General features: G+C 47.7%; 26 protein-coding genes and 2 tRNA genes. 11 read left to right on the top strand and 17 right to left on the bottom strand.

The features are described from left to right. Positions 1-18: 18 nt before the first annotated feature. From dcm to QZ105_RS03265, 10 genes are all read left to right on the top strand, one after another. The gene (dcm, locus tag QZ105_RS03310) at positions 19-1,158 is read left to right on the top strand and encodes a DNA (cytosine-5-)-methyltransferase (protein WP_293728431.1); all 1,140 of its coding nucleotides are present in this window, start codon (positions 19-21) and stop codon (positions 1,156-1,158) included. Further along, positions 1,155-2,336 (top strand): type II restriction endonuclease, encoded by a 1,182-nt coding sequence (locus QZ105_RS03305; protein WP_293728430.1) that lies wholly within the window; start codon positions 1,155-1,157, stop codon positions 2,334-2,336. The genes dcm and QZ105_RS03305 overlap by 4 nt, the downstream gene beginning before the upstream one ends. A gap of 10 nt (positions 2,337-2,346) precedes the next feature. Then, positions 2,347-2,778 carry a very short patch repair endonuclease gene (locus QZ105_RS03300; protein ID WP_293728429.1) on the top strand — a complete coding sequence of 144 codons (432 nt, stop codon included), beginning with the start codon at positions 2,347-2,349 and terminating at the stop codon, positions 2,776-2,778. A gap of 75 nt (positions 2,779-2,853) precedes the next feature. Beyond that, positions 2,854-3,558, top strand: coding sequence for a hypothetical protein (locus tag QZ105_RS03295; RefSeq protein WP_293728428.1), 705 nt, complete (start codon positions 2,854-2,856; stop codon positions 3,556-3,558). 145 nt (positions 3,559-3,703) lie between these two features. Further along, positions 3,704-4,810, top strand: a complete 1,107-nt coding sequence (gene ychF / locus QZ105_RS03290; RefSeq protein WP_293728427.1) for a redox-regulated ATPase YchF — start codon at positions 3,704-3,706, stop codon at positions 4,808-4,810. Positions 4,811-4,932: 122 nt separating this feature from the next. Next, positions 4,933-6,384: an ATP-binding protein gene (locus tag QZ105_RS03285; protein WP_293728426.1), complete on the top strand. Its 1,452-nt coding sequence runs from the start codon at positions 4,933-4,935 to the stop codon at positions 6,382-6,384. A 321-nt stretch (positions 6,385-6,705) separates the two neighbouring features. Beyond that, complete coding sequence (locus QZ105_RS03280) at positions 6,706-7,494, top strand: PHP domain-containing protein (protein ID WP_293728425.1); 789 nt, start codon at positions 6,706-6,708, stop codon at positions 7,492-7,494. Next, positions 7,491-8,258, top strand: coding sequence for a fumarylacetoacetate hydrolase family protein (locus QZ105_RS03275; protein WP_293728424.1), 768 nt, complete (start codon positions 7,491-7,493; stop codon positions 8,256-8,258). Before QZ105_RS03280 ends, QZ105_RS03275 begins: the two co-directional genes overlap by 4 nt. A 160-nt stretch (positions 8,259-8,418) precedes the next feature. Then, positions 8,419-9,765, top strand: coding sequence for an MATE family efflux transporter (locus QZ105_RS03270; protein WP_293728423.1), 1,347 nt, complete (start codon positions 8,419-8,421; stop codon positions 9,763-9,765). Between the two features lie 255 nt (positions 9,766-10,020). Continuing rightward, positions 10,021-11,487, top strand: coding sequence for a DUF2130 domain-containing protein (locus tag QZ105_RS03265; RefSeq protein WP_293728422.1), 1,467 nt, complete (start codon positions 10,021-10,023; stop codon positions 11,485-11,487). Positions 11,488-11,595: 108 nt separating this feature from the next. Here the strand turns inward: QZ105_RS03265 and QZ105_RS03260 are convergent, their stop codons facing one another. Then, on the bottom strand, positions 11,596-11,802 hold the full coding sequence (locus tag QZ105_RS03260; RefSeq protein ID WP_293728421.1) for a heavy-metal-associated domain-containing protein: 207 nt from the start codon (positions 11,800-11,802) through the stop codon (positions 11,596-11,598). A gap of 102 nt (positions 11,803-11,904) precedes the next feature. Then, on the bottom strand, positions 11,905-14,163 hold the full coding sequence (locus QZ105_RS03255) for a cation-translocating P-type ATPase (protein WP_293728420.1): 2,259 nt from the start codon (positions 14,161-14,163) through the stop codon (positions 11,905-11,907). A gap of 138 nt (positions 14,164-14,301) precedes the next feature. On the opposite strand from QZ105_RS03255, the gene QZ105_RS03250 reads away from it, so the two are divergent. Next, positions 14,302-14,661, top strand: a complete 360-nt coding sequence (locus QZ105_RS03250; RefSeq protein WP_293728419.1) for a helix-turn-helix domain-containing protein — start codon at positions 14,302-14,304, stop codon at positions 14,659-14,661. A 55-nt stretch (positions 14,662-14,716) separates the two neighbouring features. Here QZ105_RS03250 and QZ105_RS03245 read toward each other — a convergent pair whose 3' ends face one another. The 15 genes from QZ105_RS03245 to QZ105_RS03175 form a co-directional block, all read right to left on the bottom strand. Then, positions 14,717-14,881: a hypothetical protein gene (locus QZ105_RS03245; protein ID WP_293728418.1), complete on the bottom strand. Its 165-nt coding sequence runs from the start codon at positions 14,879-14,881 to the stop codon at positions 14,717-14,719. A 70-nt stretch (positions 14,882-14,951) separates the two neighbouring features. Then, positions 14,952-15,027: transfer RNA gene (locus tag QZ105_RS03240), tRNA-Phe, on the bottom strand. Positions 15,028-15,031: 4 nt separating this feature from the next. Further along, positions 15,032-15,108 (bottom strand) — tRNA-Asp (locus QZ105_RS03235). Positions 15,109-15,157: 49 nt separating this feature from the next. Next, positions 15,158-15,850 (bottom strand): hypothetical protein, encoded by a 693-nt coding sequence (locus tag QZ105_RS03230; RefSeq protein ID WP_293728417.1) that lies wholly within the window; start codon positions 15,848-15,850, stop codon positions 15,158-15,160. A gap of 15 nt (positions 15,851-15,865) precedes the next feature. After that, positions 15,866-16,741 (bottom strand): amidohydrolase family protein, encoded by an 876-nt coding sequence (locus QZ105_RS03225; protein ID WP_293728416.1) that lies wholly within the window; start codon positions 16,739-16,741, stop codon positions 15,866-15,868. Between the two features lie 27 nt (positions 16,742-16,768). Next, positions 16,769-18,091, bottom strand: a complete 1,323-nt coding sequence (locus QZ105_RS03220) for a nucleobase:cation symporter-2 family protein (RefSeq protein ID WP_293728415.1) — start codon at positions 18,089-18,091, stop codon at positions 16,769-16,771. Beyond that, the gene (locus QZ105_RS03215) at positions 18,091-18,678 is read right to left on the bottom strand and encodes a xanthine phosphoribosyltransferase (RefSeq protein ID WP_293728414.1); all 588 of its coding nucleotides are present in this window, start codon (positions 18,676-18,678) and stop codon (positions 18,091-18,093) included. The genes QZ105_RS03220 and QZ105_RS03215 overlap by 1 nt, the downstream gene beginning before the upstream one ends. A gap of 104 nt (positions 18,679-18,782) precedes the next feature. Next, on the bottom strand, positions 18,783-18,935 hold the full coding sequence (locus tag QZ105_RS03210; RefSeq protein WP_293728413.1) for a hypothetical protein: 153 nt from the start codon (positions 18,933-18,935) through the stop codon (positions 18,783-18,785). A gap of 9 nt (positions 18,936-18,944) precedes the next feature. Further along, entirely contained in the window at positions 18,945-19,457 is a 513-nt protein-coding gene (locus QZ105_RS03205) for a cob(I)yrinic acid a,c-diamide adenosyltransferase (protein ID WP_293728412.1), read from the bottom strand. Positions 19,458-19,544: 87 nt separating this feature from the next. Continuing rightward, positions 19,545-19,958 carry a nucleoside-diphosphate kinase gene (gene ndk, locus QZ105_RS03200; RefSeq protein WP_366935975.1) on the bottom strand — a complete coding sequence of 138 codons (414 nt, stop codon included), beginning with the start codon at positions 19,956-19,958 and terminating at the stop codon, positions 19,545-19,547. A 123-nt stretch (positions 19,959-20,081) separates the two neighbouring features. Further along, positions 20,082-21,155, bottom strand: coding sequence for a M42 family metallopeptidase (locus QZ105_RS03195; RefSeq protein ID WP_366935974.1), 1,074 nt, complete (start codon positions 21,153-21,155; stop codon positions 20,082-20,084). A gap of 52 nt (positions 21,156-21,207) precedes the next feature. After that, on the bottom strand, positions 21,208-22,047 hold the full coding sequence (gene htpX / locus QZ105_RS03190; protein WP_293728409.1) for a zinc metalloprotease HtpX: 840 nt from the start codon (positions 22,045-22,047) through the stop codon (positions 21,208-21,210). An 84-nt stretch (positions 22,048-22,131) separates the two neighbouring features. Further along, on the bottom strand, positions 22,132-22,566 hold the full coding sequence (locus QZ105_RS03185) for a type II toxin-antitoxin system RatA family toxin (RefSeq protein ID WP_293728408.1): 435 nt from the start codon (positions 22,564-22,566) through the stop codon (positions 22,132-22,134). A 13-nt stretch (positions 22,567-22,579) separates the two neighbouring features. Next, positions 22,580-23,803, bottom strand: a complete 1,224-nt coding sequence (locus tag QZ105_RS03180) for a Wadjet anti-phage system protein JetD domain-containing protein (protein WP_293728407.1) — start codon at positions 23,801-23,803, stop codon at positions 22,580-22,582. Further along, a partial coding sequence (locus QZ105_RS03175; RefSeq protein ID WP_293728406.1) for an SbcC/MukB-like Walker B domain-containing protein occupies positions 23,790-26,177 on the bottom strand: 2,388 nt, incomplete at its 5' end. The genes QZ105_RS03180 and QZ105_RS03175, both read right to left, overlap by 14 nt.

Raw genomic sequence — 26,177 nt, 5'->3', positions numbered from 1 at the left:
ATTCCCAGAGGTGCAGAGATGACTAAACAAATTCATGTTAGATTAGAAGATAATCAATATAAAGAAATTGCTGAATATGCTAAAATGACTGGTATGACAGTGCAGGATTCTATATCAACCGCTATATATTTAATGATGGCACGAAAAAATAAAAAGCGTAAATCAACGAAGTTTACGTTTATTGATTTATTTGCCGGTATTGGTGGTATGCGGCTTGCCTATGAAGCGGCAGGTGGAGATTGCGTTTATTCCAATGAATGGAATAAATTTTGTCAACAGACTTACATGGCCAATTTTGGAGAATACCCTGATGGGGATATTACGCAGGTCAATGCTGAAGATATACCGGATCATGATATTTTAGTGGCAGGATTTCCTTGCCAGCCTTTTTCTATCGCTGGTGTGTCTAAAAAAAATAGTTTGGGTAGAGCTACCGGCTTTGAAGATAAAACTCAAGGAACTTTATTTTTTGACGTTTGCAGAATTATGAAAACTAAACGGCCTAAAGCTTTTATGTTGGAAAATGTAAAGAATCTCTGTAGCCATGATCGTGGACGTACTTTTAAAGTAATATTGGAATCTTTATATGAATTAAATTATGAAGTATTTTATAAAGTAATAGATGGGCAAAATTTTGTGCCTCAGCATAGAGAACGCATCATTATTGTTGGATTTGATAAAGAGCGGTATGGTAATAATATAGATTTTGAGTTCAAGATAAATTCTCCAGAATCTAAAAAAAGCATTAGAGATATATTGGAAGCTAATGTAGGTGAAAAATATACTCTTTCTGATAAGCTTTGGCTTTATTTGCAAAATTATGCAGCTAAACACAAGGCCGCAGGAAATGGCTTTGGATATGGAATAGCTCCCTTAGATGGAGTATCAAGAACTCTTAGCGCTAGATATTATAAAGATGGTTCGGAAATATTGATAGAACAGATTGGAAAAAACCCTAGGAAACTTACTCCACGTGAATGCGCTCGCTTGCAAGGTTTTCCGGATAGCTTTGTTATACCGGTGTCCGATACTCAGGCATATAAGCAGTTTGGCAATTCAGTTGTGGTTCCGTTAATAGAAAGTGTTGCGAAATTAATGGTTGAAAAGCTGGAAGTTGAGGATTTAATGCTGGATAGACAGTACAGTGAGGCCATATGATGAAAAAATATGCTGAACAGGCAATTAAAGCGGTTTATAATGGAAAAATATCGTTTTGTAAATTTTTATCTGCCAATGATACTGGCCTTACCGGCGGGCATCAAGCAGGTATTTATATTTCTAAGCCAGCAGTGCCGATTTTGTTTAATAAATATTTTGAAAAAGGAAATAATCAGGAGAGATGGGTAAAAATTAATTGGCAGGATGGAAGTAGAACCGATACTAGGTTTATTTATTATGGTAGAGGAACTCGTAATGAATATAGAATTACTAATTTTGGCAGAGGTTTTGAGTTCCTAAATTATGATTATACGGGAGCTTTGTTTGTTTTAATAAAGGATGACGAAACGGAGTATCAAGGATTTGTTTTAAATTCTGATGATGAAATAAATCAATTTTTAGAAGCATTTAATATTTCTCCGACAGAAACGAATAATATTATAAATAAACAAAATTGTAATTTAGAATTGTTTGAAAAGCAAGCGCTTTATGATTTTATTGCTACTTTAGATGTTGATTTCCCCAGCTCTGAAATAATGTCCTGTAAAGCGCGTGAAATAGAGAACGCTGTTTATAATCATATAAATTATATTACCATCAATCCAGATAAAAAATTATTAGATTGGACTGACATGGAATTTAAATTATTCAGAGCCTTGGAGCATGCGCGCTATGGAGAAATGATTAGAAATGGTTTTAATGATGTTGAAGAATTTATCAGCGTAGCAAACCAAGTGCTTAATCGTAGAAAGAGCAGGGCTGGCAAAAGCTTAGAGCATCATTTAGCCGCTATATTCGATGGAAACAAATTAAAATATACAGCTCAAGCAGTAACGGAAGGAAATAAAAAACCTGATTTTCTGTTTCCTTCTCAAGAAGCTTACCACAATTTGAATTTTACAGCGGATAAGCTTATTAGTTTAGCCGCTAAAACAACGTGCAAAGATAGATGGCGACAAGTAATTAACGAAGCAGATAGATTGAGAGACCAAAATAAATTTTTGTGTACGTTGCAGCAGGGAGTGTCGCCTGCACAGATGGATGAAATGCAGGCAGAGAAAGTTATTTTAGTGGTACCTAGTTTATATATTAAGACTTATCCGAAAGAAAAGCAAAATCGGATATGGTCAATTAAGAAATTTATAGATTATGTAAAAGAAGTAGAAAACATAAAATGAGGAAGTTCTCATGGATGTTTTAACAAAAGAGCAGCGACATAAAAATATGCTAGCCATTAAAAGTAAAGATACAAAAATAGAAATTTCTTTACGTACTGCATTGTGGCATAAAGGTGTACGCTATCGCAAAAATAAAAAACTTTTTAATTGCCATCCTGATTTGGTTATTACAAAATATAAAATAGCAGTATTTTGCGATGGCGATTTTTGGCATGGAAAAACTTTTGAACGCTATGAAGTAACTACTAATGCAAAATTTTGGCACGAAAAAATTCAACGTAATGTAGAAAGAGATTTAGAAAATACAATAGAGCTAAGGGATAACGGTTGGATAGTATTACGTTTTTGGGAAACAGACATTAAGAAAAATCTTGACTTATGCGTAGAAGCCGTGCTGCATGCAATTAAAATGAGAGAAGCGACTGGCAATAGAAATTTTTAGCTAGAAAAACTTCTCTGGCTAAAAGCTCTTTGGCTATGCTATAATATGTATATATTGTTAAACGAGGTGAATTTCATGCGTAAATCTTTGCGAGTTTTATTTTTGACTTTTTTATTAACGATAATGTGCGCTGCGGTGGCTTTTGCCTACAGCCCCGGCCAGCGAACCTTTAAGCTGCTGGGCGAAACTCTGAACAGCGACCGTCATCCGGTGCATTTAGTAGTGACTCAAACCATCGATATGCGCGAGGTACTGACGCCGGAGGCTTACGCCAAGCTGTCCAAAGCTCAGCAAAAGCGCATCAACCGCACGGAATATAACGAGGCTAAGGGTATTAACGCCGAACGCATCACTACTACCGACGGCGAGGGCAATGTGCTGAAGGATTCTGTAAGCTTCTGCCGCGGCGGCTACTGGTACACCATCGATTACGTTCATAAAACTTACGACCGTATTCCCGAATTGCCGGGTATGAGCGTAGCTTTTGCGGAAACCTTAATCGGTTGGTTCAATAATAAGCCGGAAAGCGGCAGCGATTTGGCTATCGGCTATGATTACGACCGCCTGACCAAGGGCGCTAATACGCTGAGCTTTTATTATGCTAAGGACGGCGAGGAATGGAAGGGCTACGAGGTAAGCTATCTGCCGCGCTTCGACGTAGTGGAAATTTCCGGCGAAGTGGATGAAGCGACCGCTTTTGCTATGCCGCCTGAAGATTTTAAACAGGTACCTGACCAGACCATGCGTAATTACGCCAATAAATTGATGTCCAGAAAATAAAAAGATACAGAAGCGCCATCGTTCGGCATAGCGGTGGCGCTTTTTCCGTCCGCAGGCGTTGCATAAAGCGGGCGCGTATTGTAAAATATATTAGATATACAGCTATCTGCGTAATGCTAAATATATATGATGAGGAGCGATTACTGTGAGTACAAATTTAGAGGTTGGTATCGTCGGTTTGCCGAACGTAGGCAAAAGCACTTTGTTTAACGCTATTACCAAGGCTGGCGCCGAAGCGGCCAATTATCCTTTCTGCACTATCGAGCCCAATGTGGGCGTAGTTGACGTGCCTGATAAACGCCTGGAGGTTTTGAGCGATATGTTTAAATCGCGCAAAATCGTTCCGGCGGCTATGCGCTTTGTGGATATTGCCGGTCTGGTTAAGGGCGCGTCCAAGGGCGAGGGCCTGGGCAATAAATTTTTGTCCCATATCCGCGAGGTGGACGCCGTAGCCGAGGTTGTGCGCTGCTTTGAGGACGGTAATATTACTCACGTTGAGGGCAGCATCGACCCGCTGCGCGATATTGAAATCATCAACACCGAGCTGTGCCTGGCTGATATGGAAACGGTGGAAAAGCGTCAGGAGCGTTTGGTGAAGCTTGCTAAGACCGGCGATAAAAAGGTGAAGCTGGAACAGGCCGTTATGGAAAAGGTTATGGCGGGCCTGACCGAAGCTGTGCCTGCGCGCCGCTTGGGGCTGAACGAGGAAGAGCAGGAATTTTTGGGCGAGCTGCATCTGCTGACTATGAAGCCGGTGCTGTACGTTACTAACGTAGCGGAGGGCGAAGTAGCCGATACTTCTGCTAACCCTCATGTGCAGGCCGTAAAAAAATACGCTGCTGAAGAGGGCGCGGAGGTTATCGTGGTCTCCGCTAAAATGGAAAGCGAAATTGCCGAGCTGCCCGCCGACGAGGCCGCAGAATTTTTAGCTATGGCCGGTCTGGAGGAAACAGGCCTGGACCGTTTGATTAAGGCCGGCTTTAAGCTGCTGGGACTGATGACCTTCCTGACGGCCGGCGAAATCGAATCCCGCGCCTGGACTATTAAGCAGAATACGAAGGCGCCGCAGGCCGCCGGTAAAATTCATACCGATTTTGAACGCGGCTTTATTCGCGCCGAGATCGTTTCCTACGACGATTTGGTAGCCTGCGGCAGCAAGGCCGCCGCCCGCGAAAAAGGCTTGGTGCGTCTTGAAGGCAAGGATTACGTTATGCAGGACGGCGACGTAGTAGAGTTCAGATTTAATGTATAGATTTGATGGAAAAATATTTTTTTTGAAGTAAAAATGAGAGCGCAGCTAGCGAAAGTAAGCTGCGTTCTTTTTTGTTTAAATATGATATAATATTATTAGTAATTTGGATAGGAGATTTTAGTATGGAAAATTTAGAGTTACTAGTAAAAGAATTATGTAAGCATACTGAAGAATTGCCATGGCTAGAATTTAAATATAATAATTATACTCCAGATACAATTGGAGAAGATATTAGTGCGTTAGCAAATGCTGCTGCTTTGGAAGAAAGGAACTGTGCATACTTTTTGTGGGGAGTAGAAGATAGCACTCATAAAATAATTGGCACTGATTATAATTTACAAAATTTGAAAAAAGGAAACCAAGAATTAGAAAATTGGCTCAGAGGTACACTTTCTGCAAATGCTGATTTTGAATATCATGCTGTACCTGTAGATGGAGTAATTGTAGGTATTTTACTTATTCATTGCGCTATTAATAATCCAGTTACATTTAAAAAAGTAGAATATATTCGCGTAGGAAGCTATACTAAAAAATTGATAGATTATCCTGCGTTGCAGGCTCGTTTATGGAATAGACTGCATAATAGAAATTTTGAAGAGATGACTGCAAGACAAGATATGAACTTGATTGATGCTTTAGCATTAGTAAATTATAATACTTACTTTGATTTAATGAATTTAGTACAGCCAGATTCTAGAGAACAAATAGCTCACTATTTAATAGAGGAAGATTGTATTATTCTTAATGATAGCGGCTTATACGATATTACAAATATGGGAGCTGTTCTTTTAGCAAAAAATCTATCAGATTTTTCTAGAATAGTACGTAAAGCAGTACGAGTAGTTCAATATGAGGGTACTAATCGACTCAATATGTTGAAAGAAGAAATATTTAAGAATGGATATGCTTGTGATTTTGAAAATTTATTGAAGTATATAGAATCTTTAACACCTACTAGAGAAATAATTAATGAAAATGGTTTACGGGAAAAGAAAGTTTCATATCCTAATTTGGCAATTAGGGAAGCTGTTGCAAATGCTTTGATCCATCAAGATTTTTCAATATCAGGGACTGGACCGACGGTAGAAATATTTGCTAATAGAATTGAGATCATAAATTCAGGCGTACCTTTGGTTGATATAAGACGTATAGTGGATAATCCTCCTAAATCGCGTAATGAAAAACTTGCTAGTTTAATGCGGCGGTTAAAAATTTGTGAAGAGCTTGGTACAGGGTGGGATAAAATAGTAACTGCTTGTGAATTGGCACAATTACCTGCGCCCAAAATTGAGCTTTATGAAGAAAGTACTAAAGTAACCTTATATGCTGCTGTAAATTTTAGTAGTCTTTCATTAGAAGATAAATTATGGGCTGCTTACTTGCACGCATGTATTATGCATATTCAAGGAGAGCAATTAACAAATAGTTCTCTTAGAAAACGTTTTGGCTTGCCTGGGACTTCTGCCGGAAGCATATCGAGATTAATAAAAGAAGCTGTAAAACGTAACATTATAAAACCTCTTGACCCATCAACCTCCAATAAATATATGAGATATGTGCCTGTTTGGGCATAATTTGTTTATTTGCTGGTCATTTGCTGTGAAAGTAAAAAGAAGCCCGAAAATATTTGAATAAAACAATATATAGTATGCTCATTTTAATTTTATTCTATTTGAGGGATATAAGCTTATTTGCCAGTCATTTGCTAAACTAACAAAAGCAGCATTGTTGTCTTGAATTTGATTGCAGAGGTTTTAAAAAATTTGTAACCCATCAACATGAAAAAGTTTGTGAGATTGGGAGTATTTTGTTAATTCTTAAAACAATTCCTTTTTGCCCCGTTGCTTTTTCCTAGTAATTTGATAAAATAGAATTTGCGGAAGGAGGCGCTTTTCTTGCTGTTTGATACGCATATGCATTGTGATTATTCATGTGACAGTCATATGGAATTTGCCGACGCTATTGCCGCCGCGCAGGCGCAGAATATCGGTATGATTGTTACGGAGCATTGGGATTACGATTATCCCACCAATCCCACTGCTTTTATTTTTGATATAGACGAATATTTTGCCCGCCTGCAGCCCTTGTGCAGCGATAAGGTGCTGATAGGTATTGAAATTGGTATGCAGACCCATACTGCGGCGGCGGATAAAAAAGTGGCGCAGGGACACGCCTTCGATTATGTGCTGGGCTCCATTCACTGCATTGGTCGGCGCGATTTGTACGAGCCAGCCTGCTATGAGGGGCGTACCCGGCAGCAGATTGTGGAGGAATTTTTGCGGGAATCCATTGCCTGCCTGGAGCAGGACAGGGATTTCGATTCTTTCGCGCATATCGATTATATCTGCCGCTACTGGCCCTATACCGGAGCGGAGCGCGAATTGCGCTTGCAGGACGCGCCGGAGCTTTTCGATAGGCTTTTTAATTTGCTGATTGAAAAAAATATTCCAATTGAAATTAACACGCGCCGTTTGGACGACGAGGCTGCGGCTGCCGGTTTACTGCCGTTGTATAAACGCTATCGCGCGTTGGGCGGCGAATATTGCACCATCGGCAGCGACGCGCATTATGCGGAACACGTTGGCCGGCGCTTGCCGGAGGCTTTGCGTATGGCGGCGGCGTGCGGTCTTACGCCGGTGTATTTTCAAGGCCGGAAGATGCGGATTATGGAGGTAGCCCAATGAAATGCGTGCGTTTTAGAGATTTAAGAACGGGACATTTAGGCATAGGTTATATTGACGGCGGCGTGGTTCGCCGCGTGCAGGGAACGCTGGAAACCTTTTGGCAGATTACCGACGAAACTTTTACGATGGACGAGATTCAGCTTTTAGCTCCCTGCGTGCCCAAGCAGATTATTTGCGTAAGCTTTAATTATAAAAAACACGCCGACGAATTCGGCGTCAGCGTGCCGCGGGAGCCCAGCATTTTTGCCAAGGCTGCGCATACCGTTATCGGTACGGAGGAAAATATTATCTGGCCGAAGCAGGTAAAGGAATTGGCTTACGGCGCAGAGCTGGGCATCGTCATTAAAAAGATGATGAAGAACGTAGCGCCAGAAAATGTGCATAAATATATTTTGGGCTATACCTGCGCTAACGACGTTACTGCCAGCGATTTACAGCGGCAGGAGCGTCAATGGCTGCGCTGCAAATCATTCGACACATTCTGCCCTTTGGGGCCGTGGCTGGAGACGGAGCTTGACCCCACGGATTTATCCATTAAGCTGTGGCATAACGGCGTGCTGAAGCAGGACGCTCGCACCAGCGATATGGTCTACAGCCCGTATGAAATTTTGAGCTATATTTCTCACAGCTTTACGCTGGACGCAGGCGATTTGATTTTGACGGGCACGCCAATGGGCTCCGGTTTGATGGGCGAAGGCGACGAGGTAAAAATTGAAATCGAGGGCATCGGCTCCATTACCAACAGAGTTATTAAAGAAGCGTAAACAATTACAGCGGCAGGCGGCGTCTGCCGCTTTTTGCTGCTTTAAACAGCGCGGGGCGATACTTTATTAAGTTGATGAGTCCTTTACAATATTTTTTATTTATACTATAATAATCTATATATTTAATGACTGGTTAGTCAGCTTTTTATGGAGGACTGAAATGCTACAAAATATGACTGAGGGAGCGCCGTTAAAGCTGATAATTCCTTTTATGGTGCCCCTGTTAATCGGCAATGTTTTTCAGCAGCTGTATAATATTGCCGATATTATTATTGTCGGCCGCACTATCGGCGTGGAAGCGCTGGCGGCGGTGGGCGCGGTATCGCCGCTTTTTATGATGACCATGGTGCTGACTATCGGTTTAAGCAACGGCTTTACGGTAGTGACGGGACAGCGCTATGGCGCGCGGGATATGAACGGTATGCGCCGCAGTATCGGCACCTGTATTGTGCTGAGCGTTTTTTTCGTGCTGTTGATTATGGGCGTAATGCATTTGGTTATCGACCCGGTGCTGGTGCTGATGAATATTCCGCAGGAGCTTCTGCCTGACGCTTACGCTTACGTGATGATTATTGTGGACGGGCTGTTCGCTATGATGGGCTATAATTTGCTGTCCGGTATTATGCGTTCGTTGGGCGACAGCAAAACGCCGCTGTATTTTTTAATTGTGTCGTCCGTAGTCAATGTGGCTTTGGCGCTGGTGTTTATTATTTATCTGGGCTGGGGCGTGCCGGGTAGCGCTATCGCTTTGGTCATAGCGCAGGCTGTTTCGGCGATTTTGTGCGCGTTTTATATTTATAAACGCTTCCCGCAGCTGCATATCGGGCGCGAGGATTTTAATCTGGACTGGCCGGAAATATGGGCGCACTTGCGCATGGGTCTGCCCATGGCGGTACAGTTCAGCGTTTTGGGCATGGGCATTATTATTTTGCAGTCGGTGTGCAATAAATTTGGCGGCCAGCAGATTGCCGGCTTTACGACGGCCATCCGCGTGGAGCAGCTGGCCCTGCAGCCCATGATTTCTTTTGGCATCGCAATGGCGGTGTTCACCGCGCAGAATTTTGGCGCGCGCCGTTTCGACCGCATCCGCGAGGCTGTGCGCCGCTGCTCGGTTTTGTCTTTTGCCTTTAGCGTTGTGGCGGCCGCGCTGTTGTTTATGTTTGGCGAGGAAGTCATCGGCGTCTTTTTGGACGACCCTGCGCCGGAGGTTTTGGAGGCCGCGCATATGTATATTGCCTATACGGTGCCCGCCTATTTCTTCCTGAGCCAGATTTTCATTTACCGCAACGCCTGCCAGGGCATGGGTATTGGCATGATACCCATGCTTGCCGGTTGTGTGGAGTTGATAATGCGTTCCGCCGTCGCTGTTTATTTAAGCGGGCCTTACGGCTTTATGGGCGTGTGCATTGCCGAGCCCGTAGCCTGGATAAGCTGCTCGATTTTCGTTTTCGCCAGCTACCATTATTTTATCCGCGTATTGGAGAAGAAGAGCGCGTTAAGCGCGTAAATCTTTTTAGCTGGTTAAAAAGCGTAAAGTAAATTAAAATCAGAAAATGCAAAGAGAAGCCAAAAGCACGATTGATGCTTGCGGCTTCTCTTTTTACGGCAATTTTTACAATGCGTGAAGAATTTAAAATCTCTAAAAATAGTATTGGCTTTCGCAGACGGGCCTAGTATAATTAAAACGTAAATCAGTGAGCTATGGAAAAATTTTTTACTAACCGGAAAATCGGCAGTATATTATAGGGAGGATTTTTTTATTATGCAAGAGATTAAATGCCCTAAGTGCGGAGAAGTGTTTCAGGTTGATGAAGCCGGTTATGCGGCTATTGTGAAGCAAGTTCGTGATAAAGAATTTCAACGTGAAATAAATGAGCGCGAGCTGCAGTTTAAATACAGCAAAGAGGATGCTGTGAAGGTAGCTAAAGCTGAAGCGGAAAACGCTTTTAAAAATGAACTTTTCAGGAAAGAGGCGGAAATAGCCGGATTAAAGGCTTCTATTACAACTGAAAAGCAGCAGAAAGCTTTCGATATTAACGAAGCCGTAGCTAAAAAAGTTCAAGAGATAGTTCTCCTTCAAGGGCAGATGGCAGCCGCTAAAAAAGACCGAGAGCTTGCCCTACAAAAACTCAGCGCCGATAAAGACAAGGAAATTGAACAGCTAAAAGCGCAAATAGAAACGATAAAAAAAGATCAGAAAATTGCCCTGCAAAATCTTGTGAATGTGAAGGATAAGGAAATCGAACATTTAAATGCACAGCTTTCATCAGCTGATACGGTTAAACAGTTGGCTGTCAGCGAAGCCGTAGCTAAAAAAGATGAGGAGATTACGGCTAAAGCTTTGGAGATTTCTTCTCTTGAAGGCAAGTTAAAAAATAGCGAAAATGAAATGCAGCTCAAAGAAAAGGCTTTAACGGATAAATTTGAAGAACAGCTCAGGCGCAAGGACGAGCAGATTGAATATTATAAGGACTTTAAGGCCAGACAATCTACTAAAATGGTTGGCGAAAGCTTAGAGCGTCATTGCGATATCGAATTTAATAAGCTGCGCGTTACGGCTTTTCCCAGAGCTTATTTTGAAAAAGATAACGACGCGCGAACGGGAAGCAAAGGAGATTTCATTTTTAAAGACTTCGACGAGTATGGGAATGAATATATTTCCATTATGTTTGAGATGAAAAATGAAATAGATACCACTGCCAGCAAACACAAAAACGAAGATTTTTTGAAAGAGCTTGATAAGGACCGCCGCGAGAAGGATTGCGAATATGCCGTATTGGTTTCGCTGTTGGAAATTGATAATGAGTACTACAATACGGGCATTGTGGATGTATCCTATAAATATCCTAAAATGTATGTGATAAGGCCGCAGTTTTTCATTCCGATGATTACTTTATTGAGAAATGCGGCGTTGAATTCCTTGCAGTATAAAAAGGAATTGACGGCTATAAAAAACCAAAACATCGACATTTCTCATTTTGAAGAAGATATGAATGAATTTAAGGAAAAATTTGGCAGGAATTACCGCCTTGCCAGCGAGAGATTCCATAAAGCGATAGAAGAAATTGATAAGACTATCGACCACTTACAAAAAACTAAAGAAGCCCTGTTGTCATCCGAAAATAATCTTCGGTTGGCTAACAACAAGGCTGAGGATTTGACTATTAAGCGGCTGACCAGAAATAACCCGACTATGGCGGCTAAATTTGCAGAGCTGGCAAAGAAATAATATCGAAGACGAGAAATGATTTAACAACAAATTAAAAAGCAAAATAAAACCACCGCAAGCCCGGCGATTAGTGCCTGCAGGCTTACGGTGGTTTTTGCTTCGCGCAATTTACGCGATTTCAATAACGTCGAAGCCGGTATCTTCGATAGCTGTTTTGATAGCGGCCTCGTCCGGAGCAGGGCCGGAAACGGTAGCGCAGTTATCTTCTAAGGATACGCTGACGCTGGTGATGCCGGGCAGAGCCTTGAGGGCTTCGGTTACGGCCTGTACGCAATGCTGGCAGTGCATACCGCCAATGAAGATCGTTTTAATCATAATGTATCGCTCCTTTGTTTTTGTAATTACTTTGGCAATAATGAATTGCCGCTTGGCTGATAAAAATATTATAGGGCAGCCGTTTTATTTTTTCAAGCCCGCTTACAGCTTGATAAAACGCAAACGCAGCGCGTTGGTTACTACGGATACGGAGCTGCAGCTCATGGCGGCGGCGGCCAGCATAGGATTGAGCAGCCAGCCGAAGGCCGGATAGAATAAACCTGCGGCCAAGGGTATGCCGATAGTATTATAAATGAAAGCCCAGAAAAGATTTTCTTTGATATTTTTCATAACGCTGCGGCTTAACTTTATAGCGCGGGCTACGTCCAGCAAATCGCTTTTAATGAGCACCATATCGGCGGCTTCGATGGCGACGTCGGTGCCTGCGCCGATGGCGATGCCTACGTCGGCGCGGGCCAGAGCGGGCGCGTCGTTAATGCCGTCGCCAACCATGGCTACGGTGTGGCCTGCCTCCTGCAGCTCGCGGGCAATGCGCTCCTTATCCTGGGGCAGCACCTGCGCGATGGCTTCGTCCAGCCCCACCTGGCGGCGAATGGCTTCGGCAGTGGTTTGGTTATCGCCCGTCAGCATAATAACCCGCAGTCCCATTTCCTTGAGCTGGGCGATAGCGGCGGCGCTGGTGGGCTTCACGGTATCTGCTACGGCGATGATACCTAAAAGCATGCTTTCACTGGCAAAATACAGCGGCGTTTTGCCTTGGCTTGCCAGCTGCTGGTGCTGTTGTGACAGGGCGTCGGTATTTACGCCCTGCTCTGCCATCAGCTGCAAATTGCCTGCGGCGTAGAGAGTGCCTCCGATAGAAGCGGTTAAGCCCCGGCCCGGCAGCTGTTGATAATCGGCAGCCGGCGGCAGCGTTAATTTAGCCTCCGCAGCGGCGGCGATAATTGCCTGGCCCAAGGGATGCTCGGAAAGGCTTTCCAAAGCTGCGGCCGTCGCCAGCAGCTCGTCTTTGCCGACGCTTACAGGCAGCACGTCGGTCACAACGGGTTTGCCTGCCGTGACTGTGCCCGTCTTATCCAAAATTACGGTGTCGACCTTGTGGGCAGTTTCCAAAGCCGTAGCGGATTTTATAAGTATGCCCTGTTTTGCGCCGCGACCCGTGCCGACCATAATCGCCGTGGGCGTTGCCAAGCCCAAGGCGCAGGGACAGGAAATAACCAACACGGATATGGCGATGGTCAGCGCAAAATGCAGGCTTTCGCCCAGCAGCAGCCAAACGATGGCCGCAGTTAGGGCGATGGCAATAACTGCGGGAACGAAAACGCCGCTGATTTTGTCGGCTAATTTAGCGATGGGCGCTTTAGAGGAGGTGGCCTCGTCCACCAGCGCAATGATTTTGGCCAGCGTGGTATTGGCCCCTACGGCGGTGGCTTCCATTTTAAAATAACCGCTTTGGTTAATCGTGCCGCCCGTCACCTTGTCGCCGCAGGCTTTATCCACGGGCAGGCTTTCGCCGGTGATAGCGCTTTCGTCCAGCGCGCCGCTGCCCTCGATAATTTTTCCGTCCACCGGGACGGCGGAGCCGGATTTAACGATGAGGATATCGCCGGTCACTACGTCCTCCACGGGAATTTCGCCCTGCACGCCGCGGCGTTCTACTAAAGCCGTTTTTGGCGCCAGATTCATCAGCGCGGTGATGGCGTCGGAGGTGCGGCTTTTAGCGCGGGTCTCCAAAAATTTGCCCAAGGTAATCAGCGCTAAAATCATAGCGGCGGATTCAAAATACAACGCCTGCGCGAAATCGGGCAGCAGCTGCCATTGCTGATGGCCGAAGGCGTAAGCCAGGCCGAAAACGGCGTACAGGCCGTAGACGAAGGCCGCGCCGCTGCCGATGGCGATTAAGGAATCCATATTGGGCGCGCCGGTAAAAAGATTGCGGAAGCCGTGCAAAAAATATTTGCGTCCGGCAAATAATACCGGAATGCAGAATAAAAGCTGCAGTAAGGCGTTAAGCATTTCATTGGCGTCGCCTAAAACGAAAGCGGGCAGGGGCCAGCCGTACATGCGCCCCATATGCAGATAAAATAACGGAGAGGTAAAGCCCAGCGACAGCAGCAAACGTTGGCGCATTTCCTGCAGCTCCTGGGCCGCCGTGTCCACAGGTTTGGCTGCGGCGGCTTTATCCTCCAGGGGCGGCGCCCCGCCGAAGCCCAGCTTTTCAATGCGGGCGATAATGGCCGCCGTATCAGTTTGGCCTTCGTCGTAGGTGACGTTGGCTTTATTCGTCAGCAAATTGACGGAAATTGAATCCACGCCCTGCATTTTGCCCACAACCTTTTCGATGCGGGACGAGCAGGCGCTGCAGCTCATGCCGGTTATATCTAAAAGCTCTTTACGCATGATTATGCTCCCTTCTGCGAGAATTTTGACGGAAGCGTCAGCTTCTGCTATTATTATAGCAAATGCTATCTTGTTTTCAAGAATGCACTATTTTGGTAGCTACTATCTAAAAGGATACTGCAAAAAGGAGGGAGCGTAATGCAGGAGGATAAAAATTTAAACGCCAACTGCCCGGTAGCGGCGACGCTGCAGCTGATCGGCGGCAAATACAAGGCGCTGCTGCTGTGGCATTTATCCGGCAGAGTGCTGCGCTTTAACGAGCTGCACCGCCTGGTGCCGGAGGCTACGCCGAAAATGTTGACGCAGCAGCTGCGGGAATTGGAGGCCGACGCTTTGATTTTGCGTAAGGTTTATCCCGTTGTGCCGCCCAAGGTGGAGTACAGTTTGACGGAACGGGGGCAGAGCTTATTTCCCATTTTGCAGGCCATGTACGTTTGGGGCAGCAGGCTGATGGAGTCCGAGGGCGCGTGTCCGCACTGCTCCATGCAGCCGCGGTAATAAAATAAAAAGCTCCCGGATTTTTCCGGGAGCCAACGGGACGCTGCGACAGATTTTACAGATAAAGCGCGTAGTAGGCTGCGGCAGCCAGCACAACGATAAAGGCTGCGGCGTGAGGATAATCTTTTTTCTTAATGGAAGAATAAATGGCGCGCAGAGCGACAAGGCCGATTAAGATCCAGATGGGGCCGTTTACTTCGTGGAAAAATTTTTCAAACATAGCAGCTACTCCTTTAGAAAATTTTTTCAGATATAAAAAAACACCCGCTTGCGCAGGTGTTAAGTTTGAGTGGTGCCTCAGCACAGAATCGAACTGTGGACACAAGGATTTTCAGTCCTTTGCTCTACCAACTGAGCTACCGAGGCAGAATGGCGACCCGGATGGGACTCGAACCCACGACCTCCGCCGTGACAGGGCGGCATTCTAACCAACTGAACCACCGGGCCAATCAACATTGATATTATAACGCAAAATAATCTGCGTGTCAATCCTTTTTTAAGATTTTTCCAAGCTCTGCATTACGTCACGCAAATGCGTCTCCATCAATTCGCTGAGTACGCTCAGCTTGCGTTCGTCCGGCACGGAAGCCGGCACATCGAAAAGCTCCGTCGTCAGCGGCAGATTATTACGCTTCATTTCGGCAAACAATTCGTTGCGGAAAATATTATAGGAAAAATAAACCTGATTGCCACGCGCAAAATCGGTATAATCCAAAAAAATGAAAGAGCCATTAATATAATACAGCGGATTATCGGGCCTGATAAACATTTCGTAATCGCCTATTTGCTGCGGCAGTCCTCGCCAATAATCCCACTGCCCGAAGCGCAGCCCCTCCGCCTCATAGCACATTCCATGGGCCTCCTGCCTGTCGATACTGCTTATCAGCATGGGCAGATGCTCCAGCAGCATTTTACCGAACCTGTCCCGCTCGCGGCAGAAATATCTCTCGTCGCGAAAGCTGTGCAGCCCAACGGTTTTTACCGGAACATAGTCGAAGGTTTCCGAAGTGTAGGTTATATCCAAACGGCAATGCGCCGCTTCGTTGACATAAGCGGCGATATTCAGAATCTGCCCTGCAATGCCTGTTCCCGGTACCAGCTTATAGTCGCCTATAGCCGCAGGCAGCTGCTGCAGCAAATCCCAATCCTGCAAGCCGGCTTCAATTTCTTCAATGCTTGGTTGAGCCATTTTTTGCACCTCACACTACAACAAAGCGCCAATCTTATTAAATATACGCAGCGCATTGCCGTAAAATACAGCTTCGCACTGCTTATCAGGAATAACATAGCTGATCATGCGCAGATACAGCGGAATATTTACCAAAGGCCAGTCGCTGCCGTACATCACCTTGCTGTAGTCGCCCATGTAGGCCAGCCAGGTATGCAGCTGCCGCCAAAAGCCCGCCTGCTGCTCCAGCACCGGCAAAAGCTTGGGCTTGCCCTCCAGCAGTCCGGATAAATCGATGCAGACGTTGGCGTTTTTCGCCGCCACCTCCGCTGCGTCCACCAGCCAGGGGCAGCCGCAATGGGCAATCACAAAGGTCACATCGGGAAAGTTTACCGCCGCCTCATCCACCGTCAGCGGATGAGAATATTTCAGCAGGCCGTCGGGCCGCGCCGTATCGCCGGTATGGATAACCACCGGCACATGGTAGGCCCGCGCCAGCTCAAACAAAGGCCAATGGCGCTTATCGTTGACATAAACCGATTCGTAGCCGGGATAGAGCTTAATGCCCAGGCAATGCGGCTGCCCGATATAATGCTCAAATTCCCTTGCCGTCGCTTCGGCGTTGCTTTCGTTAATCAGCTCGCTTTGCACGCCCATGCAGTAGCCCATATTAGCGGGCTGATTATAATTTTCTTCGTCAAAAGGCGCGGCCAAATCTATCAGGCGCGGCGGTATGCCGCCGTAACGCGACGAGGTGTACATAGTATTGCCCATTGCCACGGCAAAGGCAATATTATTTTCCTCGCAAATCCGCTGCCAGCAGGCCGCCGTATTTTCATAACCGGCGTTAGCCGCTACCTGCACAAAGCCATCCTTATTATAATAATGCATATGCGCATCGATAATTTTCATTCAGCAGCGCCTCTTTTATATCGCAAATTATTTTTTCTCGTTAATATCCGTCGGCAAAATTACATTCAGCGCCATAGCTACGATAAAGACCACGGCCACGCAGTTTTCGGCAAAGACATTTTTCACCAGGTCGGGAGCAATTTTAAAAATTGCCGGAGCCTGCGTAAAGCCGATACCGATGCTCAAGGCCAAGGAAGCGATAGTAATATTGCGGTTGGAATAGCCGCAGCCCGCTATCATCTGCACGCCGCTGACCACAATGGAGCCGAACATCATCAGGGTACAGCCGCCCAAAACCGATTCCGGCAGCGACGCCAGCAGCACGCCCAGCGCCGGGAATAAACCGGCCAAAATCATAATCACCGCGCCCGTCATAATAGCAAAGCGATTAACTACCCCGGTCATAGCAATCAAGCCTACATTTTGGCTGAAGGAAGTAATCGGCATACAGCCGAAAACGGACGAAAGGCTGCTGATAAAGCCGTCGCAGGTGATGGAGCCGGACACCTCGCGTTCCGTTACGTTGCGGCGCAGGCCGATGGCCGTCATAGCCGAGGTGTCGCCGATGGTTTCCGTTGCCGATACCAAAAAAATCAGGAAGAACGCAAAAATCGCGTCGGGATGAAATTCCAGCTCAAAGGGCAGCAGCTGCGGCACGGCAATCAGCTTGGCCGAAGCCAAGCCGCTGAGGTCCACCATACCCATGCAGAAGGCCACCACATAGCCCACTACCAGGCCGAACAAAACTGAAAGCTGCTTGTAAAAGGATTTGGCGAAAATATTAAAGCCGATGCAGCTGAACAGCGTAATAGTGCCGACGATAATATATTGAGCGTCGCCAAAATTTGGATTGCCAAAGCCGCCGCCAAAGGAATTGGCGCCTACGGCCAGCAGGCTGAAGCCAATGGAGGTTACGACAGTCGCCGCCACGATGGGAGGAATGAAGCGCCGCCAGTATTTGGCGAACAGCCCTAAAAAGCCTTCCAAAATGCCGCCGACCAGCACTGCGCCCAGCACGCCGCCATAACCGTACTTGCTGCCGATAACGCAGGCAATGGATACGAAGGTAAAGCTGATGCCCATAACTATGGGCAGGCCGCTGCCCACCCGCCACACTGGATACAGCTGGATAAGCGTACCGATGCCGGCAATCAGCATGGCGGACTGCACCAGCGCGCCGCTTTGCTCCACCGGCATTTTAATAACTCCGGCAACAATCAGAATGGGCGCGATATTAGCGACAAACATCGCCAAAATATGCTGCAAGCCAAAGGGTATCGCCTTGCCCACGGGCACCTTGCCGTCCAGCTCATAAATCGGGTCCAACGCCTTATCCTTTTCTTTATCCATTATTCCTGCTCCTGTCTGAAATGAATAACGCCGCTGGCGGCGTCCATCTTATCGATAATAGCCAGAGAATGCAGATTAAAGCCCATTTCGCGCAGCTTATCGCCGCCTCCCTGAAAGCCCTTTTCAATAGCCACGCCGATGCCCTCCACCGTGCCGCCTGCCTGGCGCACGATTTCGATGAGGCCCTCCAGCGCGCAGCCATTAGCCAAAAAGTCGTCGATAATCAGCACATGATCGTTCTTGTTTAAAAATCTTTTGGAAACCACCACATCGTTGGTTTTACTGTGGGTATAGGAATAAATCTGCGTAAAATATACGTCCTTATCCATATTGCTGCCCGTGGTTTTTTTAGCGAAGACCACCGGCACGCCGAAGGACATAGCGGCTACGCAGGCAATGCCAATGCCGGACGCCTCGATTGTCAAAATCTTATTGATGGGACGGTCGGCAAACTGACGCTTAAATTCCTTGCCCAGCTCGGCGATAAAGGGCACGTCAATCTGATGATTCAAAAAGCTGTCCACCTTGAGCACGTTACCGCTTTTGATAACGCCGTCCTTTAAAATTTTTTCTTCCAGTAATTTCATTTATAACCCCTCCGCTTATCACGTTGCGCGATGAAATTTATAAAAATAATTCTATCACAAGCTGCCCGACTGGTAAAGAAAAATTACTGTTTCTGTTCACCAGATTACACTACAATCTGCAACGCGCCACCCGATACCTGCACGCAGCAGCCTTTAGCGGCAATCAGCTTGCGGCCGGGCGTATCCTGCAGCTCCCGCACATGGGAAAAAAGCAAAAAGCTCCCGCCGTAATGACAGCAGGAGCTTTGCAGGGCCATGCCCTGTTTTTATTTTACTTCGGATTCCACACGGGCCAGAATAAAGCACAGGTCGGATAAACGGTTGAGGCAAATCAATACGTTGAGGTTAACCGGCTCGGTTTCGGCCAGACGCAGCAGGCAGCGCTCTGCGCGACGGGTCGTAGTGCGGGCGATATCCAGCGCAGCTGCGCCCACTGTATCTCCCGGAATCAGGAAATGACTCAGCGGCTGCAGCAGCGCGTCAAATTTATCGATAGTGCTTTCAAACAGCTTAACATGCTCGTCCTTAATATAAGGCTCAGGCAGGTTCAGGCTGGCGATGTCAGCCATTACGGACATGAGCAGCTTTTGTACGTTAAAAATCGTTTCCCTTACGTCCTCGCGGGTCACCTGGGCGCGGGCCAGCCCCAGAGCGGAGCTGATTTCATCCACCGTGCCGTAAGCCTCTACGCGCAGGGATTGCTTGGGAACACGCTCGCCGGTATACAAACCGGTTGTGCCTTTATCACCGGTTCTGGTGTAAACAGCAGCTTTTTTCATTCTGCACCATCCTTTCTGAAATGGACGTGAGAGTGTAAAAAATATTTTTATTTTACCATGCCGCCGCGGTTTTCAAGCCGCTGCCGCTTAGTAAATTTCTTCTGCTTTGAAGAAGTTGTTGATTTCGCGCTCGGCAGCTTCCGGGCTGTCGGAACCGTGAACGATGTTTTCGCCGATGCTCAGAGCGAAATCGCCGCGGATGGAGCCGGGAACGGCTTCGATAGGATTGGTAGCGCCGTTCAGCTGGCGAACTGCTTTAATAGCGTTTTCGCCGCGGATTACTGCGCAAACCAGCGGAGCGGAGGTGATGAAGTCAACCAGCTCGCCGAAGAAGGGTTTGCCTTCATGCTCAGCATAATGGAATTTAGCTTGAGCTTCGCTTACTTTAACCAATTTCAAAGCTGCGACCTGCAGGCCTTTGTGTTCAAAGCGGGCGATGATGTCGCCAATCAGATTTTTCTTTACTCCGTCGGGTTTTACGAGTACCAGGGTTTGTTCAATAGCCATTAGTTTTCTCTCCTTAATTTTCAAAATAAATTTTATCTAACAGACCGCCGCCAACGCGCCGGCGCATCAGCGTCGCCGCCGTAACCGGTACGCCTGCCCGCGGTCAATTTAGCCTGCTTATTTTGCCAGCAGCTCCTGATATTTAGCCTTATCCAGCTTTTCTACCATGGCTGTAATAAGCTTCACAGCGCCCAGATAATCGTCAATGTGGATTACGGACTGATGGCTGTGAATATAACGGGTGGGAATGCTGAAGGTCAGCGTCAGCACGCCGCAGCCGGACAGATGAATACGCCCGCCGTCGGTGCCGCCGCCCTCGCTGATGCTGATTTGCGTGGGCACGCCGATTTCCTTAGCGGTAGCCAGCGCAAAATCGCGCAGCGCCGTATTGGGAATCATGCTGGCGTCAAAAATAGTGATGGCCACGCCCTTGCCGATAACGGCAGGAGCCACGTCGTCGGCTACGCCGGGAGTGCCGCCCGCAACGCAGGTATCCAACACGAAAGCGATATCAGGATTCAGCAGATTAGCGCTGGTCTGCGCGCCGCGCAGGCCAACCTCCTCCTGTACGGTGCCCACGCCGTAAACGGTGTTGGGGCTGCCGTCCGCCAGCACATTATCCATAACGTCGGCCATAACGGCACAGCCTATGCGGTTGTCCCAAGCTTTGCCCACCAGCGTTTTGCCGTCGCCCATAGCGGCCACTTTTACGTCTGGGGTTACGGGGCAGCCTTCAAAAACGCCCAGCTCCCTCACTTCGTCCGCGCTATTGGCGCCGATATCGATATACATATCCTTCTTCTGCACTACCTTCGTGCGTTCCTCCGGCGGCAAAATGTGAGGCGGCTTGCTGCCGATAACGCCCACAATGTCTCCCTTGCTGCCGTGAACGATAACGCGCTGGCTGAGCATTACCTGCTCCCACCAGCCGCCCAGGCAGGTAAAGCGCAAAAAGCCTTCTTTAGTAATGTATTTAACCATAAAGCCGATTTCGTCCATATGGCTGGCCAGCATAATTTTAGGCGCATCTGCTTCCTCTGCCTTTTTGGTAAAGATAACGCTGCCCAACTTATCGTAGGACACGTCGCCGTAAGCGGCTAAACGCTCCTGCAGCAAAGCCTTCATGCGGCCTTCAAAGCCGGATACGCCGCAGGTTTCCGAAAAACGGCGCAGCCATTCCAGCTTTTCCAACTGTTTTTTCTTCTTCAACGGAATCATCTCCTAAGCAATTATAATAACAAAATTACTTTCCCATAGCGCGGGCCTGCTCGCGCAGCAGCTTCACGCGCTCCGCCGTAGCAGGGTGGGTGCTGAACAACTGCTTCATATCCACGCCGGAAAAAGGATTGATAATGAACATATGAGCCGTAGCCTCCGTAGCGCCAGGCATAACGCGGCGTTTAGCGAAGGCTTCAATTTTCAGCAGCGCGTCGGCCAAAGCGTTAGGGTCGCCGCACAGCTCGCCGCCGGATTTATCCGCCTCGTATTCGCGGGAGCGGGAAACGGCCATCTGAATTAAAGCCGCAGCCAGGGGAGCCAGCAGCATGACTAAAATCGCGGCGATAGGATTGCGGCTTTCGCCATTTTCGTCGCGACCGCCGGTCAGGAACATACCCCACTGGGCAATAGTGGAAATTGCACCGGCCATGGAAGCCGCTACCGTGCTGATTAAAATATCGCGGTGCTTAACGTGGCTCAGCTCGTGACCCAAAACGCCGGCCAATTCTTCCTTCGTCAGGATGTCGGCCAAAGCGGTGTTCACCGCCACGGCGGCATGCTCCGGGTCGCGGCCCGTAGCGAAAGCGTTAGGCACGGGGCTGTCGATAATATATACCTTAGGCATGGGGAGCTGCGCCTTCTTGGCAAGCTTTTCCACAATGCCGTAAAGCTCCGGCGCGCTGTTTTTATCTACCTGCTGGGCGTTGTAATGAGCCAGAACCATTTTATCACTGTTCCAGTAGGTAAAAAAGTTCATAGCCACGCCGATCACCAGCATAACGGTCATACCGCGCAGTCCGCCGAAAAAGTCGCCGATGAGCATTAAAAGCAAAGTCATCAGCGTCATAAGTAAAGTAGTTTTCATTAAACGATTTCCTCCTCAAACGAAAAAATAACGCAACATTAAACAGCGCATTACCGCGCTACTTTAATTATAACAAGAGAAAGGCTATTTTTCAATTTGCTCTTTAATAGATGTCAACATATTTTCACTGTTTTCACGAACTTTTTTCTTCAAAATCGGGTTCAACAAACCGGCGATCATGGGAATGCCAAATTCAAAATCCACAGCCAGAGTTACCTCGCAGCCGCCGTCCTGAGGCACGATGGTCCACTGCCCTTCCATTTTTTTCAAATCGCCGTCGGTCTGCGCATAAGTAATTTTCAGCTCGTCGGGATAAAAGGTATCGCGTTCCGTCCAGACGATTTTGCGCCCGTCGACGTTGCTCACCCAATGAGAAACGGTATAATTTTCGCCCCGCTCCAAAATTTCCACGCTGACCAAATCCTTCATAAAGTTGGGATAAGCGGCCATATCCTTAACGATGTTGTAAATTTTAGCGCCCGACCCTTGAATTTTTATTTTACTTTCTACATACGGCATGATAAATCCTCCTTTAACCTTCTCTTATTATTTGCCCCAAACTTACAATTTCCTGCTCCAGTTTCACATTATGCTCCAGCATATAATCGACGAGCCCGCGAAATTCCGGGTTCCCGCGCAAGGACGCCAGGCGCTCCCTGTCATGCTGCGTGAGCGGCAGCAGGCAGCTTTGGTTACGCGCGTCGACCAGCTCCACCGCCGACATTTTGTACATAGCGAAAGGAACGCCGGTCGCCCGCCGCAAATGCTCGTAAATAAATAAACCTCCGGCGTCGATATCGCCGAAATGATAATAGTGCGCGTGCGGGTTATCGCGGTAAATTTTCTTCAAAAAATCCCGCTGCCCGCGCGACATGAAGCCGCCCAAATAAAAATACGCCGTGCCCGCGGCTTGCAGGCGTTGGTACGAAGTTTTATTTTCCACCGTCGTCAGCGCGTCGGCCGCTAATTTTATTTTTTCTATCCTGCCGCTTTCTTCCGCCGCGAACTCTATGCCGTTTGCGAACAAGCCGACGTCCACTTCGCGCCCCGCAATCGTCAAAATGATTGCGCCTTTCAGGCACAGGCGCGGCTGTTCTTTATAAATCGCAAAACGCTGCAAAATTTCGTCGTTCAGCTCTTCTTCCGCGCAGGGCTGGTCGTAACGCTGCCGCAAAATTGCAGCGACCGCTTCCAGCGTATTTTCTTCAAAATATTTGCTGCCGCCGTAAATCAGCATCGACGCTTCGCGCAAATACAGCTTGCGCTTATTGCGCTCTACGAAAAGCAGCGCCTTGAAAATATTCTCCAGCCTTGGCAAATCCTTAGGAACGGCGCGTTTGGCAAGCGCTGCTTTTAATCTGGCGCATTCCGCCGTCAGCGCTGGCGTCGCGTTGTCATAACGGGCGATTAAGCGCCGCAAATTTTCCAGTGCTTCGTCGCGCGGCCGGTAGCCGTATTTTTCCGCAAGATAATTTTCTATTGCGCTGACGCAAGCGTCGTTTAAATAAATTTTACTGATTTCATCGCTCAAAGGCGTTTGCGTATATTGCACCCAGTCCCGCTGCGCCGCCGCGCGCACGGCTTCGTTGACGGCGTTCACCTTGGCCAAATCGGCGTCGTTATCGTTATATTTTTTATACAAACGGTTGGGAGAGAGCTGCGTGCGCCTGCTGATAATATTCGAGCCGTCGTCCTTTTTGCTCTTGCGGTATTTTTCCACCAGCGATTTTAACAAAAGCTCCTCATATTGCGGCATAAGCTTTCTCCTCGTGGAACTGGATAACGCCCAGCTGCATATCGCCCGCGCTGACGCGCAGAGCCGGCAAAATCACTTCGCATTCGTTGCCGATAGCTTCCGTCTTATCCGGCGAACAGAAAATCATCTGCAATTTCTGCCGCTTCATAAAATCCAGCATAATCTGCACGTTATGCGGGTCCATCTTCGCAAACGGTTCGTCGATAAACGCCAGGCGCGTAGAGTTGGCCTTTTGGTTATAGTACATCAGCAGCGCGGCGATTAAAATTAACAGATACGGTATCTGCACTTCCGCGCCGGAATTGTAGCCCGTTTGCTTGGACAGCTTCGCCCTTGTCAGCACGGCGTTGCTGACGGTAATTTCATATTCCATATAATTGCGGTAATCGGCAAAGCGGCTTATCAAATCATCGCTCTTATTGGACATGATGTTGTCGATAATCCTGCGCAATTCCTTTTCCAAAGCCTCGCCACGCTCGTCGTCCGTTTTGGCGAAGCCGCCCAGCGTAAGCTCGCCCTCGCCCGCGCCCAGCTCCGTCCGTTCTTCCAAATATTTTGCGTACTCCAGAATTTTAGCGTAATCGGAACTGTCCGCCTTGCCGTGTACTTCAAACTGATACTTGGCGGCGAAATTCAATTTGCTCAATTCCAAATTGATGCGGCGCAAATCGTCCTTGGCCGCTTCGCATAATTCATAAACGCGCAGCACGAATTCTTTTTTAAAGACGCTTTCGTACTTGGCGGTCTGCTCCTGCAAATTTTGCCTTATTTCCTGGAAATCATCCATCCAGATATGCTCCAGACGCGCCGCGTATCCCGCCCTGTCGGCGAAATCAAAAGTTTGATGCCTGTTGTCGTAAGCGCCCTTCAACTCGTATAAAATTTGCCTGCTCTGATTAATGCGCTGCTGCTGGCGTTCGCGGCTCTGCGGCTGCAAAATGTTGCCGCGCTTTGCGCCGCCTAAATAAGCGTCGTATTCCTCTTTTGCCTGCTGCGTCAAAGCATAATCTTCCAGCTCGCATTGCGCGAACGCTTCGCGTTCTTCCTGCAGCGCGGCCGCAGCGTTTTTGAGGAAAGCTTCGCCCTGCTCCAGCTTGATTTGCAAAGATGTCTGCCGGTAATGAAGCTGTTTTTGTTCCTCGTCGCAAACTTTTTTCTGCTCTTCCAGTTCGCCGAGCAGGATGGTCAGTTCCATAAATTCGCTGTTCTGCTTCTGCGCCTCTTCCAAATCATGGTACTGCTTTTCGCTTTCGCGTATCTGCCCGGCCAGCGCCTGCAATTTTTGCCGGACGCCGTAATCGTATTCGCCGAAAGCTTCCTGATATTCCTGCAAGCGTTTGCGTAAATTTTCCGTATCCTGCACACGCGCCAGTAACGTTTTCTTTTCCTGCTGCAAACGCGCGGCTTCTTTTTCCGCGCGCTTCCTGTTTAATTCAAAAGTCCTGTGCCCCAAATAATATGAGCCGATGCGGTCGAAACGCAAAAAATAACTATCCATCGCTACGGACACGCGCCCTTCGACGGACATTGCGTTTTCAAAATTGCGCACTTCGTTAAGCTTGACGCCGTGCATCCTGCCCAACTGAAAATCAAAATAGCGCTGCGCGATTTGGTTTTTAATTTCCAACTGGCGCACGACGGAATCGTTTTCCACTTTGATTTGCTTGCGCGTTAAGAGCTTGGTGTTAAAGATATGCGCGTATTTAAATTTAGAGCCGTTCAAAACTTCGTCCGCGATATCGTAATACTGCGGTTCCACCAAAATTGCGTAACGGCGCGCGCCTAAAAAAGCCTCGACGCTGTTGCGCCACGCTTCGTCCTTGAGGGTGATGACATACTCGCAGGCGAATTTGGCCTGCGCCTGTACATTGCGTTTCGCTAATTCTCTATTGATTTCATCGCGCAAGCCCACATAATCGGGGAGATTTTGATAAGCGTTGTAATGCTTCCTGCAATCTTCGATAATTTTATATTGCGCGGCCAGATTTCTTTCTAAGCTCGCCAAATCGTCGCGCATTTTGCGCAGCTCCCCGACCTGTCCGTCGTAAAAATCATAAACGAAATTACGCAAGCGGGCCACGGCCTTTTGCTTAGCCGCTTCCGTATACTCCGCGCCGCATAAATTTTCTAAAACGTCTTTTTCTTCGACGTTTGCGCCGTAGTTTTGCAAAACTTGCAGCAAAGCGTCCAGCTGCCGTTGAAAACGTTCCAGCTTCGCCGACTTTTCTTCTAGCTCGCGTTTTTGCTTTTGCAAAATTTGCAGACGCTCCCGCGCTTTTTCTAAAAGCTGCGAGCAATCCATGCGGCTCAGGCTGGCTTCCGTTTCGCGCAGCTTACCGGCGATAAAATTACTCTTGTCCTCGGCTTCGCGCAG

It is taken from the genome of uncultured Phascolarctobacterium sp. (assembly GCF_905212365.1).
Taxonomy (GTDB): Bacteria; Bacillota; Negativicutes; order Acidaminococcales; family Acidaminococcaceae; genus Phascolarctobacterium_A.
The sequence above is the reverse complement of the archived record's forward strand: the minus strand, read 5'-3'. Positions and strand labels throughout refer to the sequence as shown.